This is a genomic window from Cytobacillus solani, assembly GCF_001420595.1.
Classification (GTDB): domain Bacteria; phylum Bacillota; class Bacilli; order Bacillales; family Cytobacillaceae; genus Cytobacillus; species Cytobacillus solani.
In genome coordinates this window covers 2,571,761-2,587,393 of record NZ_LJIX01000006.1, presented here as the reverse complement: position 1 = coordinate 2,587,393, position 15,633 = coordinate 2,571,761, and the positions used below count along the sequence as shown (strand labels likewise).

Genomic DNA, 15,633 nt, shown 5'->3' with positions numbered 1-15,633 from the left:
ACACTAAATCTTGTAACAATACCGTAATATTTGTAAAATTCAATTTTAACCAATATAATTTAGCGGGTACTGCTGATGCATCCTGCTTGATGAATGAAAGCAAAACGGCCGCATGTACTTGCAGCCGTTTTATTTTGGAACAAGTACGTACTTGGTTTATGGTTAAAGATGATCGCCCTTGTCTAAGCTTTACATATACAATTTATCATTTTTGATTACACTATGAGTTTTCCAAAAAGCAATCGGATCACTCCCTGAATAGAACAATAACATTGGCAAGTTTGCCAGACTTTCTATGCACGATGTATGGTACAATGCGATAAAAAGTAGAATAACACAATCGGAAGGATGGTAATCATGAGTGAATCTAATCAGGAATATATCGTAATCTCGGCTGCAAGGGAAAACAATCTCAAGAATGTATCCTTACGTATTCCCAAGCGGAAGATCACAATCTTCACGGGGGTATCTGGATCAGGCAAGTCTTCCATTGTATTTGATACAATTGCCGCTGAATCCACGAGATTGCTGAATGAGAACTTTAGCATGTTTGTGCGTAATTTCCTGCCCCGCTATCCGCAGCCAGATGCGGACGCGATCGAGAATCTAAGCATGGCTGTTATTGTAGATCAGAAGCGGCTGGGTGGTGGTTCCCATTCCACGATGGGCACGATTACCGATATCTCTCCTATTCTCCGCCTTCTCTTCTCCCGAGCGGGTCAGCCCTATATTGGTCAAGCGAACATGTTCTCGTTTAACGATCCTCAAGGCATGTGTCCCGAATGTAACGGGATCGGTAGGAAATTAGGAGTAGACATGAGCATGGCGCTGGATAAGTCAAAGTCGTTGAATGAAGGGGCAATTATGCTGCCTGACTATAAGGTGAGCGGATGGGATTGGTCGATGATCGTGCAATCAGGTTTCTTCAATCCTGACAAGAAGGTGAGCGATTATTCGGATGAAGAACTGAAACAGCTACTGTATGGCAAAGCAAGAAAAGTGAAGATGGATTTCGCAGGGAAGGCAACGAATATTACAGTAGAAGGAATTATCGAGAAGTTCACTAACAAATACATCAAGCGGGATGTGAAGACCAAATCCGAGCGTACACAAAAAGCTGTTGCGCCGTACATCTCTGAGGGTCCATGCCCCAGCTGCCACGGAGCAAGGCTCAGTCAGGCTGCGCTTAGCTGCAAAATTAATGGACTCAACATTGCGGAGATGTCGTCCATGGAGGTCGGACAGCTCATCCGCGTCGTTCGGGAGATTGTCGACGCGACGGCCGCTCCAGTTGTCAAGTCGCTAATGGAGCGGCTGCAGCATTTGGTAGATATCGGACTAGACTACTTAACTCTTGACCGTGAGACTGATACATTGTCTGGAGGAGAGTCGCAGCGCGTAAAGATGGTAAAGCATCTGAGCGGAAGCCTAGTGGATGTCACTTACATCTTTGATGAGCCTAGCGTTGGGTTGCATCCCCGTGATGTACACAGGTTAAATGAATTGCTTCAAAAGCTGCGCGACAAGGGCAATACTGTGATTGTTGTCGAGCATGATCCCGACGTGATCAAGTTGGCGGATCATATCATCGACGTCGGACCCCATGCAGGCAGCCGTGGCGGCACCATTGTGTATGAAGGAAGCTTTCAAGGTTTGCTGGAGGCAGGTACTTTGACAGGCACTCATATGAGGAGGCCGCTTCAGTTGAAGCATGATTGCAGGAAACCATCCGGCAAGCTGTCTGTCAAGGATGCAACAATGCACAACCTCAGGAATGTGAGTGTAGATATTCCAACTGGAGTGCTGACAGTTGTTACGGGTGTTGCCGGTTCGGGCAAGAGTACGCTGATTAACAAAGTATTCCTTGGCCAGCATCCGGATGCGATCGTCATTGACCAATCAGCGGTAGGAGTGTCAACACGCTCGAATCCCGCAACCTACACGGGTATTATGGATGATGTGCGCAAGGCATTTGCTTCCGAGAACAAGGTCAATCAAGGCTTGTTCAGCTTCAACTCCAAGGGGGCTTGCGAGAACTGCCAAGGGCTGGGTGTAGTGTATACAGACCTTGCATTCCTCGACAGTGTAAAGCTGCCATGCGAGGTATGCGATGGAAGACGGTTCAAAGAAGAGGTGCTCGCATACAAGCTGAACGGCAAGTCAATTGCAGAAGTGCTGGAGATGACTGTGGAGCAGGCTTTGAATTACTTTCAGCTGAAAGAGGTCGTGCGCAAGCTCCAAGCGTTAAGTGATGTGGGGCTGGATTATATTACACTTGGTCAGCCACTCAGCACGCTCTCAGGCGGTGAATGCCAGCGCATCAAATTAGCAAGTGAGTTGCATAAAAAGGGCAGCATCTACGTGATGGACGAGCCTACGACTGGCCTTCATATGTCAGATATTGGTCACCTTCTTGAGATCATGAAACGGCTTGTGGAGGCGGGTAATACGGTAATCGTTATCGAGCACAACCTTGATGTTATCAGCCAAGCGGATTGGATCATCGATATGGGACCGGACGGAGGCAGCAAAGGTGGCCAGGTGGTGTTCGAAGGCACACCTTCGCAGATTATCAATAAGGAGCAGTCGATCACAGGAAAATATCTAAACTAATGCAATAATTTCTACTTTTGAAATGGATGGGATTCATAACTTATTTATCAAGTGGTTTTTTAAATATACAAATAAGTATTGCAATTTATATAAGAATGGCTATAATGATTTAAAATACTTCTTAAAAATCAATGACAAAGAGAGTAGTTTTTTGTAACGGCAAAGCGAGTCAGGGATGGTGGAAGCCTGATCACGGAGCAAAAAGTGAACCGCACTTTGGAGATGCTTTCCTGAATACACGTCTTAGGGGAAGTCGGGGTGAACCCCGTTATCAAATAGAGTGGTTTTTATAAAACAAGTAGAGTGGTACCGCGGGTTAATAGGAATCCCGTCTCTTTTTCTTAGGAAAAAGAGACGGGATTTTTTTATTTTGAGGAGGAAAGAGAAATGGATTATAAAATGGCATTGGCAGATGTTCTATACGATCAATTAAAAGATCATTTAAAGAAAAGTAAGTTACTGAATATGATTGAAATACCTAAATTTGCGAATATGGGTGATTTAGCCTTTCCTTGTTTTGAATTGGCTAATATTTACCGTAAGTCACCACAGAACATAGCACTTGAACTCGTACAAAACGTAGAGCTGTCAAACTGTTTCCAGAATGCAGTAGCAGCTAGTGGCTATATCAATGTATTTTTAAATAAAAGTGAAGTATCCTCACGAATTATTCAGGAAGTCATCTCAAGAAAAGAAAAGTATGGAGATATAAACATTGGCAATCAGAACGTTATAACAATTGATTTTTCATCCCCAAACATTGCAAAACCTTTTTCAATGGGACATTTACGTTCCACAGTAATTGGGAACGCACTTGCACTCTTGTCTGAAAAATGTGGGTATAAGCCAATTAGAATAAATCACTTAGGTGATTGGGGCACGCAGTTTGGAAAGTTAATTGTAGCCTATAAAAAGTGGGGTGAAGAGCAAAAGGTAAGACAAAATCCGATCAAAGAGCTGTTAAAATTGTATATTCAATTCCATGAAGAGGCTGAACAGGATACTGATTTAAATGATCAAGGGAGACTGTGGTTTAAGAGGCTAGAAGAAGGAAACGAAGAAGCTTTAGAATTATGGAAATGGTTTAGAGATGAATCATTGAAAGAGTTTTCGAAAATATATACATTATTAGGTGTGAACTTTGATTCAACTCATGGCGAGGCTTTTTACAATGATAAAATGGAGCAAGTAGTTCACCTGCTTGACGATATGCAGTTATTAAAAGAATCAGAAGGAGCAAAAATAGTAGAAATAAACAATGATTCACCTCCTTGTTTAATTAAGAAAAAAGATGGAACCACTCTCTACGCAACCCGTGATTTAGCAGCAGCAATTTATCGGCAAAATCATTACGGATTTGTTAAGTCACTATATGTTGTAGGGAATGAGCAAACACTCCATTTTAAGCAATTATTCGAAGTATTAATGAGAATGGGTTATACATGGCATGAAGGACTTATGCATATTCCTTTTGGAATGATGTTAAAGGATGGTAAGAAAATGTCAACAAGAAAAGGAAAAGTTGTATTATTGGAGCAAGTCTTAATTGATGCGATTAATATAGCCAAGAAAAACATTATTATGAAGAATCCAGAGCTGGAATATAAAGATACGGTTGCTCGTCAGGTTGGCGTCGGTGCCGTCATATTCCATGATTTAAAAAACGATCGATTAAATAATATTGAATTTTCTATTGAAGATATGTTGAGATTTGAAGGAGAAACCGGTCCATATGTTCAATATACACATGCACGTGCATCTTCCATATTGAAAAAGGGGAAATATGAGGAAAGTAATGAGAAGTTTGCCGACATTACCGATGATGAAGCATGGTCAATAATAAAGAATCTCATGGCTTTTCCAGTCGTAATTAAGCGTGCCTTTAATGAATATGATCCATCACAAATTGCCAAATATGTACTCGAACTTTCCAAGGCATTTAATAAATACTATGGATCAGTTCGCATTTTAGATGATCATGAGCGAAAACAAGCAAGATTATCACTCGTTTTCGCAGTTCAAATTGTTCTAAAAGAGGGCTTACGACTATTAGGAATTGAAGCACCAAAAGAAATGTAAACGTAACTAAAGAAAATAACTAAGTTATCAAAACAATCATATTCTATGATAAAATGGAAAAATAAGGCGTGTGAATTGTATGATTTGGTTTCTCATCCTTTTTGTTCTTATGATATTCACATTTGCTTCATTTATAGATAGGAGACATATAAAAATAATAATCATCCTCAGTTACTAATCAATCCACATGCAATGCCAGGAGACCGATCAAACGATATGTGGGGGATAATAAGGACACAGGTGAATTCAATAACTGAGACAATTTTCACTTAATAGAAGAGGAGTTTTCCATTGAACCGATCCTTTTATGCTTTATTAGTCAGTCAAACTTCAACGAATCTCGGATTTGCTTTATATACAATGGTTGTTGTATTACATCTTTATAATGAATCGGACTCTACTGCATTGTCAGCAGCGGTCACCTTAGTAAGTTTCATCGCAAGGATGGGTAGCGGGCTTATTTTGCCAGCCGTATCAGATCGATATAAGCCTACACATTTATTGATGTTTGCTCAGATAAGTCAACTCCTGTTGCTTGCGGGATTATTTATCCTTTTTCAAATAGAACTGACGACGACTATATTAGTAATTGTCTTTATGGTATTAGCTAGTATTTCATTTTTTAATGGATTTTTTTCTCCAATTAAAAGCACTTTAGTAAAATCGATTGTCCATGAAAGTACGAGGGTGAAGGCAAATAGCCTCATTTCCAGTGTGGATCAAACTTTTTTATTTGCAGGATGGACATTTGGCGGCGTGTTGCTTGCATTTTTTGGGAAAGATACAACCTTAGCCTTCACATTTGGACTACTAATCACTTCAATCGTCAGTTTATTATTAGTGAAGGTACAAAAGTCAGTTACTATTCAATCTCAAGACGGATTTTTAGCAAGAATCACGAGCGGATGGCAACATCTTTTTCAACATAAGGGGTTAAGAATCTTAGTTATCATGGATTTAATGGAAGCCTGGGTTGGAACGATATGGATAGGTGCTGTCACTTTAACCTTTGCAAAGGAAGCGTTAGGAAAAGGAGAAATGTGGTGGGGATATATTAATGGCGGGTATTATCTAGGTACTATTATAGGAGGTTTACTTGTCTTTCGATTTTCAAAATGGATGCAAGGTCGCTTAACTCTTTTTATGCTTGCAGGTTCTTTCTTATTTGGGCTGCTCACGTTTTTTTATGGATTTGTTTCTACCCCGTATCTAGCATTAGTGCTAGTTCTCTTAATGGGTCCAGCGTATCAATTAAGAGACTTAGCACAGGAGACGATGTTTCAAAATAGTATAGATGATCAAACATTGATAAAAATCCTAGCTGCACGATCAACGCTAGTCCAGCTTATTTTTATTTTATCGGTTATTGGAATTGGCGTTTTAACAGACCTAATCGGTGTTCGATTAGTTTACATTTTGTCGGGGAGTTTATTACTGTTTTCAGCTATTTATGGATTTTATTATCTCCATATTCAAGGGAATGGAGCATCTTTAGAGTCTAACAAGGTAAAAGCTTCTTAAGTCAAATTGTTTAATTTATGTATGGAAAACGGGTATATTAGATCAATTCGTAAGCGAAATCACGGTTGATTGTGAATGAACAAAGAATGCTTGGATAATTTCCAAGCATTTTCTGTTATATTTGTTTGATATTCCTGTTTACGTTTTAACGGTAGCTATGAGTGAATTATTTTTAGTAGACGTACAAAAATCTTCTAACATTTAATCACAATCTTTTTTTATAAGTATGGTAAACTAGAATTGTGTAAATTCTGAATTTTGACTTTTAAAGGGTGGTTTATATGAGATTACAAGGGAAAACAGCTGTTATTACTGGTGGTGCAAGTGGCATAGGTTTAGAAGCTGTTAAGCTTTTTGCTAGAGAAGGGGCAAATGTAGCAATTGTCGATTATAATGATAAAGCGGGAAAAGAACAAGAAAATGGACATAACATTTTATTTTTCCAAGCCGATGTGGCTAATCGTGAAAGTGTTGATCACGTGATCCGAGATGTAATAGAGGTATTTGGTAAAATCGATATTTTAATTAATAATGCAGGAATTACAAGGGATGCAACTTTACAAAAAATGACGATAGAGGATTTTCAAAAAGTGATTGATGTAAATCTAACTGGTGTTTTTCATTGTACACAAGCAGTTCTTCCATACATGCTTGAGGCAGAAAAGGGGAAAATCATCAATACTTCCTCTGTTGCAGGGGTTGGAGGGAATTTTGGGCAAACCAATTATTCTGCAGCCAAAGCAGGTGTTATTGGATTAACGAAAACATGGGCAAAAGAATTAGGGAGAAAAGGAATAAATGTAAATGCAGTTGCACCAGGTTTTATCGAGACTGATATGATTAGCACGATTCCCGAACATATTCTTGTGCAAATAAAATTAATCACACCGAGTAGCCGGTTAGGGAAACCAGAAGATATTGCTAATGCTTATTTATTCCTCGCTTCAGATGAATCTGATTTTATTAATGGGCATGTATTAAGTGTTGATGGAGGAATGATGAAATAATTTAATTAGTTATAGGTATATAAGAGGGGGAAGAGCAATGATTAAAAAAATTGAGATTACTAATAAACGGAATGCTGAAAATGTAATGAACATTCAAATTCCATCATATGAGATAGAAGCTGAAATAATCGGCTATTTTGATATCCCGCCTTTAAAGGATTCGATCCCTGCATTAATGCATTGTGGAGAAACATTCATTGGATATTACATAAATGAAGAGTTAAGCGGTGTCCTTTCTTTTAAGTGTGAAAAGGACATCATTGATATTCACAGACTGATGGTACATCCATCCCATTTTCGAAAAGGAATTGCAAAGGGGCTCTTAGAGTATATCGAAAGAAATGCTATGGGGATTAAAACATTAATAGTGTCCACTGGTTCAAAAAATATACCAGCTATTCATTTCTATGAAAAATTCGGCTTTGTAAAAACGGGAGAAACTGTTATAAATAGCCAGTTATCTCTATCTTCTTTTATGAAAAAAATAAAATAGACTTATAAAGGAGCTGCATCTAAGCTCCTTTTTTGTACTATTTTGGACATTTTAGGTAAAATATAAAACAGCTTGACGTGAAACTAAAAGGTGTTATATTATTATAAGTGAAACCAAAAGGTGTTATATTTTCTACTTAGAGGAGCGTAAATATGTCAAATCAAAAAAAAGTAAAAGATATCGAACAAAAAGTAATTATTGAGGCGCCGATTCAAAAGGTGTGGGATAAAGTTGCAAATGCAGAAGGGATTGCTTCATGGTTTATGCCAAATGATTTTCAACCTGAGGTAGGTCATGAATTTCATATTCAATCACCATTTGGACCATCCCCATGCAAGGTGTTAGAACTAGATGTACCCAACCGACTCTCCTTTTCATGGGATAAAGATGGATGGATTGTTTCATTTATTTTGAAAGATTTGGGTGGTAAAACGGAGTTTACTCTCATTCATGGCGGATGGAAAGAAGTGGACGCTGTTGTACCAAAAGCGGGTGAACAAGCATCAGTTATTCGCGATCGTATGAATCAAGGCTGGGTTGGAATTACAGAGAAGCTTAAAAAGGTTGTTGAGAGCTAAGTGTCTCAAGCAGCACAAAACTATGATGTATTTCAAGCGATTGCTGATCCTACACGCAGAGAGGTTCTAAGGCTGCTTTCTCAAAAGGAAATGCCTATTTCAAAAATTACAGCACATTTTCCGATGACCCGTACAGCTATTGCCAAACATCTACATGTCCTATCAGAAGCAAAACTAGTTTATGGGCGAAAAGAAGGCAGAGAAAAAATTTATCAGTTGAATCCCGAGCCATTGGAAGAAGTTCAACACTGGCTATCATACTATGAGAAATTTTGGAACAACAAATTATCTATGCTTAAATATCTTGTTGAAAAAGAAGAGAAAAAAGAATGAACCTTAATTAGAGTGACCGACAAGGACAATTGTCGGTCTTTTTATTTATAAAATGGTTTTTTGAAGTGTATCAAGATACCTCGAGAATATATTTTGAATAGAGGAAAATACTATCAAAAAATCAGGCGAAGGAGATGTTATCTTGCAAACCATTAAGCCGATTAAACTAGGTACAACTAAAACAAGCCTTAAGGAAAAGCTAGGATCAGCAGAAATGGGCAAACTGTGGGCAACTTATATGGGGAACAGCATGTCAAAATGTATAATAAGCTACTATCTCCAACATGTGAAGGATCCTGATATTAGAACATTATTAGAAAATGCATTGAAATTATGTAATGAATTCATGAAAATAACAACTGAAATATTTAACAAGGAAAATTTCCCTATTCCAATTGGTTTTGGTAAAGATGATGTCAACCTAGGCGCCCCAAGATTGTTTGAAGATGAATTTTATGTGCATTATTTAAAATATACAGCAAAAGCTGGAATGAGTATTTATAATATTGCCATACCACTTGTATTTAGAAAGGATGTGAAGGAATTTTTTATTTATTGCATGAATTGCACAATTACTTTGATGGAGCAGATCAAAGAACTATTAATGAATAAGGGATTTATCATAAAGCCGCCTATTATTCCTGTTCCAGATAAAGCTGAATTTGTTGATAGCGATTTTTTAAATGGCTTTTTTGGACATGTGCGGCCATTGCATGCATTAGAAATTGCCCATTTCTATGATAATATTGAAAATAATGTAACAAGTAAAGCTCTTATTATGGCATTTGCACAAGTTGTTAAGGATGAGCAAATTAGAGAATTATTTGAAAAGGGAAGAGATTTAACAGCAAAAAATATTGAAAGTTACATGAAAGTACTGCATATGGAAAATTTGCCTGCACCATCATTTCTAGATGATTTAGTGACAAAATCTACTTTCTCTCCATTTTCGGATAAATTAATGTTATTTCATAAGGTGGATATGTTTTCAATGAAAATTAGAGCGTTTGGCAATTCAATAGCAGTAAATGGGAGACATGATATCGGTTTGCTTTATACGAAGTCATTTATGAAGATTGGAGTATTTGTTGAAAAAGCAGCAAAAATAATGATTGAGAAGGGTTGGATGGAGCAGCCTCCCTATGCTGTTGATCGAAAAAAATTAGCATCTGAATAGTAGGCTTCTCTAATGGCATCATCTTGTATTAAGTGCTATTGTAAAATCAAATGAGAAGACTATTAATTGGAATCTTTAGGTGAATAGAGAGAAAGCAGGTACGAAGGGTGAGGGCATTTGTATATAAAATTAAATCAGAAAATCATTACAGATATGTGTGGAATCGTCTCCTATAAACGAGGAGACGCTTTTTATCGTGCGAATAAAGTAAGTTTTGAACATCATGATTCAAATGGCTGCAAAGCAATCGTTGCTGGGAATGAAAACTTTTTTGTAACAATAAAAAAAGAAAAAAATAATGAGTACTTTACAGAATGCAGCTGTCCAAAGCTAGCTTCTTTCGATAAGGATTGTCAGCATATAGCAGCAGTATTGATTGCAATCTCGGAACATCAACGTAATAGAGCGATCCCTTCAAAAAAGCCCCAATCAGATTCAGGAAATAATCATGGGCTCACTGAAGAAATGATGTCCATTTTTAGTGACAAAATTGTCCGTTCAAGCGGTCATCAGAGACACTTTGAAAATAGACAAGTCATTGAAGCAGATTTTATTTGTAGACCTGTTTCTATTGATAAGAGCAACATATTATTAGGAATTGAAATAGCCATTGCTACAACTCAGGTGAAAAATATCCGTGAATTTTTAGTGAATATTAAAGAAGGAAGACCAAGCTTTCTTTCTAATGCATTTACATTTAATCCACATTATCATTGTTTTCATAGGGAATCAGATGCTGTAATCGGACAGCTAATTGAAGTTGTCAAAGTTGAAGACGTGTATAGAAAAAGTTTGTCAGACGAATTAAATAATAAAGTCAGCAATGAAATGTTACTAATACCGCCAACATCATGGGAGAAACTACTTCCTCTATTCACAAGAGCGCCTTCGATTAAACTATCCTATGACGGAACATTATATGAAGGATTTCGATTATCTGATAAAACATTGCCATTACAATTTCACTTTGAAGGAGCCGACGATAAAAGCTATATGTTAAGGATCAAGGGCTTGAATCAAATGATCATCCTTCATGCCTATCGTTCTGTTTTACTAAAAGGAAAGTTTACAGAGTTAAAAAGTGACGATTGTAACCGACTTTATGAACTGAAGAATATACTCGATGCATCCGGTACGAATCAAATTCCCATTCATCGAGACCAAATTGATTTTTTTATTGAAAAAGTAGTTCCTGGTCTGAAGAGATTAGGATATGTCCAAATAACGGAGTCAATTACAAAGCAGTATTTGAAGACACCTTTAATTGCTAAGCTGTATTTGGATCGTGTGAAGAATCGTTTACTTGCTGGACTAGAATTCCATTATGAACATATAGTCATCAACCCGTCCGATGAGCAAGAAGTACTGACGACATCTTTACTGATAAGAGATGATGCAAAAGAGGATGCCATTTTAAAACTGTTGGAAGACAGTTCATTTACGAAAACAGAAGGTGGATTCTTCCTGCATAATGAGGAACTAGAGTATGAATTTTTAACTCATATCCTCCCGAAATTACAAAAGCATGTCCAAGTTTATGCAACTACTGCAGTTAAGAATCGAATTTTCAGAGAGGCTGCACATCCTCAGGTCCGAGTTAAATTGAAAAAAGAACGAACCAACTGGCTTGAATTCAAATTTGAAATGAATGGTGTTTCTGAGAAAGAAATTCGGGAGCTTCTTTCCGCTTTGGAAGAGAAGCGAAAGTATTACCGTTTGCGAAACGGATCGCTGCTCTCATTAGAAACAAGGGAATATCAAGAAATTCAGCGTTTTCTTCATGCACTTCCTGTTCAAAATGAGGATCTTGAAAGTGGTTTAAATGTCCCCATTGTAAGAGGGATCCAACTTATCGACTCCATTGGAGATAGTAAACTATTGACGTTGGAGGAATCATTTAGACATTTTCTTGAAACATTAACTAATCCTGAGAGCTTCGATTTTCATGTTCCTGCTCATTTACAATCGAAATTACGTGACTACCAGAAGACTGGATTTAAATGGATGAAGGCACTTGCAAATTATGGATTTGGCGGAATTTTAGCTGATGATATGGGGCTTGGAAAGACAATACAAAGCATAGCATTTATTTTATCTGAGCTTCCAGTTATTCGTGAAAAGAAGCAACCGGCACTTATTGTTTGTCCATCCTCTTTAACATATAACTGGATGAATGAAATGATGAAATTTGCACCTGAGCTTCAAGCTGTTGTCATAGATGGGACGAAAACAGAAAGAGTTCAATTACAAAAAAATATACTAGGTTTGGATGTTGTCATTACCTCCTATCCGTTAGTGAGAAGGGACATCAAATGGGTAGAAAAACAATTCTTTCATACCGTATTTTTTGATGAGGCTCAATCATTTAAAAATCCGATCACACAAACAGCACGTGCCGTGAAAAAAATTCAGGCAAATCATCGCTTCGCATTAACAGGTACACCGATTGAGAATTCGATCGAAGAATTGTGGTCTATTTTTCATGTCGTTTTTCCTGAGCTGTTCCAGGGTTTAAAAGAATATAGTCATCTATCAAGAAAAACGATTGCCCGAAGAGTCCGACCATTTTTGTTGCGCAGAATGAAGGAGGATGTCCTGTCAGAGCTTCCTGATAAAATCGAGTCAACAGAATCAGCTGAGCTGCTGCCTGATCAAAAGCGGCTCTATGCAGCATATTTAGCAAAATTAAGACATGACACACTTAAGCATTTGAACAAAGATACTTTACGAAAAAATAAAATTAGAATACTGGCTGGATTGACAAGGTTAAGACAAATTTGCTGTCACCCTGCCTTGTTTGTTGACGACTATAAGGGAGATTCCGCAAAGTTTATTCAGCTTATGCAAATTATTGAGGAATCAAAGCTTTCAGGAAGAAGAGTCCTAATTTTTTCTCAGTTTACGAAAATGCTGGAACTCATCGGAAAAGAATTAGCCATTCGAGATATGCCGTTTTTTTATCTTGATGGACAAACGCCATCGGAGGAACGAGTAAAAACCTGCCATCGTTTTAATGAAGGAGAAAGGGACCTCTTTCTCATTTCCTTGAAAGCTGGTGGGACAGGGCTAAATTTGACAGGAGCAGATACTGTGATTCTTTATGATATTTGGTGGAATCCTGCAGTGGAAGAACAAGCAGCTGATAGAGCCCATCGTATTGGTCAGACAAATACAGTGCAGGTAATTAAGCTTATATCACGTGGTACGATTGAAGAGAAGATGAATGAGCTGCAAGAAAAAAAGAAAGATTTAATAGATGAGATTATTGATTCTGAGAAGAACACTGCATCTTTAACTGAAGCAGATATTCGAGAGATACTGAATATATAATCATTTAATAACCATACTACTTTAAGGGTGATACTATGTATAAACTATTGACTCACAATGATTTGGATGGAGTTGGATGTGGAATTTTGGCTAAGCTTGCCTTTGGCAATGATGTGAAGATTCGCTATAATTCCGTATCTGCTCTTAATCGGGAAGTAGAATGGTTTTTGGAAAATGATGAGAAAGAAACCTTTCTAATAATTACAGATTTATCAGTTAATGAAGAAAATGAAAAAAGACTAGAGTCATTTTATCAAAATAAAGGGAAAGTACAATTAATCGATCATCATAAAACATCCCTATCCTTGAATGATTATGAATGGGGTCATGTAGTTGTTGAAGATGAAGAGGGAAAATTAACTTCAGCTACATCTTTGTTATATGACTACTTAATCAAACACCAACAGTTGAATCCAACAAATACTGTAACAGAATTTGTTGAGCTAGTTAGACAGTACGATACTTGGGAATGGGAGAAGAACAACAATCATCATGCACGCCGGCTGAATGCACTTTTTTATCTTCTCTCTATCGAAGAATTTGAGGATAAGATGATTCAGCGATTGCAGTTGGATGATATTTTCTCCTTTGATGAATTTGAGAAGAAATTGCTTGATATGGAGGATGACAAGATTGAACGCTATATTCGCAGGAAAAGAAGAGAACTTGTTCAATCTCATATCGGTGATCATTTCGCAGGAATTGTGTATGCTGAGTCCTATCATTCAGAACTAGGAAATGAGCTAGGAAAGGAATATCCTCATCTTGACTATATTGCAATTATAAATATCGGTGGAAAAAGGTTAGGCTTTCGCACGATTCACGATCATATTGATTTATCCGAAGTGGCAGGAAAATACGGAGGCGGTGGACATGCAAAAGCATCGGGATGTACATTGACAGCTGAGACCTATAAACAATTTGTGATTGATACTTTCCATCTAGAGCCGCTGAGGGAGGATGCTAGACATAATCGATTTAATCTAAAACGCTCTACATTCGGGTCATTATACCAAGATCGAGAAGATAGTCTCTTTCTTCTATATCCTCTAAATGAACAAGAGTGGGCTATTACCGAAAATAAAGCACAGATTGAAATGCTTTTTGCCAGCTTTGAAGAAGGCGAAAGCTTTTTAAAAAGAAAGTTTGCTGTATGGCTAGTCAAAGATGATATATTCGTTCGTTATTTAATGAATGAAGTGAAAAATAGCTAAATTAAGATAAAACCAAGCGATCTTCAGTGACTGAGGATCGTTTTTTGTTAAATTCTTTTGTTTAAGAAATGTGATTATTATAATATTAATAAATTTTATAGTTGTCTGAAAACATTGCTCGTATTAAAGTAAGAGGATAATAAATATTTTGAGGTGATCAGATATGAACAGTCATGTAAAGGTCGAGCAAATAAAAACAAATACAGGAAGAATTAATGAGTTATCTGAGCTTTTAATAAAGGTAGTAGAACATGGTGCATCTGTTGGCTTTTTATCGCCGCTGTCTAACTTTGAAGCTTCAAAGTATTGGGAAAAAGTTTTAAACAATGAAGAGATTCTTTTATTTGCTGCAATTAAAGACAATCGAATTGTCGGAAGTGTTCAGTTGCATTTATGCACAAAACAGAATGGGATTCATCGAGCAGAAATTGCAAAGTTAATGACACATCCAAATTTCCAGCGAAGCGGAATAGGCAGACGACTAATGGAGAATGTAGAAGAACGAGCCAAACAAGAAGAGAGGTCATTATTAATGCTTGATACAAGAGAAGGTGACCCTTCTAACAGATTGTACAAGTCATTAGGATATGAACTGGCTGGAAGAATTCCTAATTATGCAAAATCTTCTAATGGTGAATGGGATGCATCGATTTTCTATTATAAGACCATGGACGATAAGCACTGTCCGAATAAAATATAATTTAATAGAGGAGAAGAAATATGCTGACAAAACTATATTTTGTACGTCATGCACACTCCATATATACGGCTGACGAGTGGAAAAGGCCGCTATCAGACAAAGGCTTTTTAGATGCAGATAAAGTAACAAAATTATTAGAAGCAGAAAAAGTCGATTATGTTATATCAAGTCCATACAAAAGAGCCATACAAACAGTTGAGGGAATTGCAAAATATATCGGGAAAGAAATTATAATCGAAGATGGTTTTAAAGAACGAATTTTATCAGTAGAACCTGTTGAGGATTTTGATTTGGCAGTTCAAAAAGTTTGGCATGAACCTTCATTTTCTTGGATAGGCGGAGAATCAAATCAAGCTGCGCAAACGAGAGGCATTCATGCTACCTTTCAAATATTAGATCGATTCGAAGGAAATAATATTGTCATTGGCACACATGGAAATATAATGGTTTTAATTATGAACTTTTTTGATGGAAAATATAATTTCGAGTTTTGGAAGGAACTTTCCATGCCAGACATATATACACTTGAATTTGATAATGGAAAACTGAGGGATGTTAAGAGATTATTTGATATATGAATTACTTTTT

General features: G+C 37.2%; 12 protein-coding genes and 1 other annotated feature. All 12 genes read left to right on the top strand.

Going from position 1 to position 15,633, the window contains the following annotated elements:
* The first annotated feature begins 357 nt into the window (after positions 1–357).
* The gene (locus AN957_RS14705; protein ID WP_056684848.1) at positions 358–2,613 is read left to right on the top strand and encodes an ATP-binding cassette domain-containing protein; all 2,256 of its coding nucleotides are present in this window, start codon (positions 358–360) and stop codon (positions 2,611–2,613) included.
* A 122-nt stretch (positions 2,614–2,735) separates the two neighbouring features.
* Positions 2,736–2,952 (top strand) — a binding site (T-box leader).
* Between the two features lie 48 nt (positions 2,953–3,000).
* Entirely contained in the window at positions 3,001–4,692 is a 1,692-nt protein-coding gene (gene argS, locus AN957_RS14700; protein WP_053476224.1) for an arginine--tRNA ligase, read from the top strand.
* 291 nt (positions 4,693–4,983) lie between these two features.
* Entirely contained in the window at positions 4,984–6,213 is a 1,230-nt protein-coding gene (locus AN957_RS14695; RefSeq protein WP_056684846.1) for an MFS transporter, read from the top strand.
* A gap of 281 nt (positions 6,214–6,494) precedes the next feature.
* Positions 6,495–7,220: a beta-ketoacyl-ACP reductase gene (locus AN957_RS14690; protein ID WP_056684842.1), complete on the top strand. Its 726-nt coding sequence runs from the start codon at positions 6,495–6,497 to the stop codon at positions 7,218–7,220.
* Positions 7,221–7,257: 37 nt separating this feature from the next.
* A complete protein-coding gene (locus tag AN957_RS14685) occupies positions 7,258–7,713 on the top strand; it encodes a GNAT family N-acetyltransferase (protein ID WP_053476221.1) in 456 nt (151 codons plus the stop codon).
* Positions 7,714–7,865: 152 nt separating this feature from the next.
* On the top strand, positions 7,866–8,291 hold the full coding sequence (locus AN957_RS14680; protein ID WP_056684840.1) for an SRPBCC family protein: 426 nt from the start codon (positions 7,866–7,868) through the stop codon (positions 8,289–8,291).
* Positions 8,292–8,624: an ArsR/SmtB family transcription factor gene (locus AN957_RS14675; RefSeq protein WP_053476219.1), complete on the top strand. Its 333-nt coding sequence runs from the start codon at positions 8,292–8,294 to the stop codon at positions 8,622–8,624.
* Between the two features lie 142 nt (positions 8,625–8,766).
* Positions 8,767–9,801: a DUF3231 family protein gene (locus tag AN957_RS14670; RefSeq protein WP_053476218.1), complete on the top strand. Its 1,035-nt coding sequence runs from the start codon at positions 8,767–8,769 to the stop codon at positions 9,799–9,801.
* A gap of 117 nt (positions 9,802–9,918) precedes the next feature.
* The gene (locus AN957_RS14665; protein WP_056684838.1) at positions 9,919–13,131 is read left to right on the top strand and encodes a DEAD/DEAH box helicase; all 3,213 of its coding nucleotides are present in this window, start codon (positions 9,919–9,921) and stop codon (positions 13,129–13,131) included.
* Between the two features lie 35 nt (positions 13,132–13,166).
* Positions 13,167–14,345 (top strand): DHH family phosphoesterase, encoded by a 1,179-nt coding sequence (locus AN957_RS14660; protein WP_056684836.1) that lies wholly within the window; start codon positions 13,167–13,169, stop codon positions 14,343–14,345.
* Between the two features lie 163 nt (positions 14,346–14,508).
* Positions 14,509–15,045 carry a GNAT family N-acetyltransferase gene (locus AN957_RS14655; RefSeq protein ID WP_053476215.1) on the top strand — a complete coding sequence of 179 codons (537 nt, stop codon included), beginning with the start codon at positions 14,509–14,511 and terminating at the stop codon, positions 15,043–15,045.
* Between the two features lie 20 nt (positions 15,046–15,065).
* A complete protein-coding gene (locus tag AN957_RS14650) occupies positions 15,066–15,623 on the top strand; it encodes a histidine phosphatase family protein (RefSeq protein ID WP_056684833.1) in 558 nt (185 codons plus the stop codon).
* The last annotated feature ends 10 nt before the right edge of the window (positions 15,624–15,633 follow it).

What these genes read in the sequence shown, in the direction of transcription:
- AN957_RS14660 (WP_056684836.1), top strand. Translation starts at nt 13,167, where the DNA reads ATGTATAAACTATTGACTCACAATGATTTGGATGGAGTTGGATGTGGA.
- AN957_RS14680 (WP_056684840.1), top strand. Translation starts at nt 7,866, where the DNA reads ATGTCAAATCAAAAAAAAGTAAAAGATATCGAACAAAAAGTAATTATT.
- AN957_RS14690 (WP_056684842.1), top strand. Translation starts at nt 6,495, where the DNA reads ATGAGATTACAAGGGAAAACAGCTGTTATTACTGGTGGTGCAAGTGGC.
- AN957_RS14655 (WP_053476215.1), top strand. Translation starts at nt 14,509, where the DNA reads ATGAACAGTCATGTAAAGGTCGAGCAAATAAAAACAAATACAGGAAGA.
- argS (WP_053476224.1), top strand. Translation starts at nt 3,001, where the DNA reads ATGGATTATAAAATGGCATTGGCAGATGTTCTATACGATCAATTAAAA.
- AN957_RS14705 (WP_056684848.1), top strand. Translation starts at nt 358, where the DNA reads ATGAGTGAATCTAATCAGGAATATATCGTAATCTCGGCTGCAAGGGAA.
- AN957_RS14650 (WP_056684833.1), top strand. Translation starts at nt 15,066, where the DNA reads ATGCTGACAAAACTATATTTTGTACGTCATGCACACTCCATATATACG.
- AN957_RS14685 (WP_053476221.1), top strand. Translation starts at nt 7,258, where the DNA reads ATGATTAAAAAAATTGAGATTACTAATAAACGGAATGCTGAAAATGTA.